Source organism: Neokomagataea anthophila (assembly GCF_018122595.1).
Taxonomy (GTDB): Bacteria; Pseudomonadota; Alphaproteobacteria; order Acetobacterales; family Acetobacteraceae; genus Gluconobacter; species Gluconobacter anthophilus.
The window spans coordinates 1-231 of the sequence record NZ_JAGRQH010000162.1 but is presented as its reverse complement, the minus strand read 5'-3'; the positions used below and the strand labels follow the sequence as shown (position 1 = coordinate 231).

Annotated in this window: 1 protein-coding gene; it reads left to right on the top strand. The window is 35.1% G+C overall.

Annotated elements, in window-relative coordinates; genetic code table 11:
* The coding region (locus KB213_RS13575) for a hypothetical protein (protein WP_211683565.1) at positions 1–231 on the top strand (231 nt) is incomplete at both ends.

Sequence of the window (231 nt, the reverse complement as noted above, 5' to 3'; positions counted from 1 at the left end):
GGGGTGCGGGGGCCAAAAACCACCAAAAAAAAAACACAAAAAAAAAAAAAGATGAACAACCCACACCCCAAGGCCCGCACAACAACCAAAAAACAACGACCCACCCCCCCCCCCAAAAACAAAAACAACAAACCCAAAACAACCAAAAAAAAAACCACCACCACCAAAAAAAACAAAAAAAAAAAAAAAACACAAACCCAAAAAAAAAAAAAAAAAAAAAAAAAAAAAAAA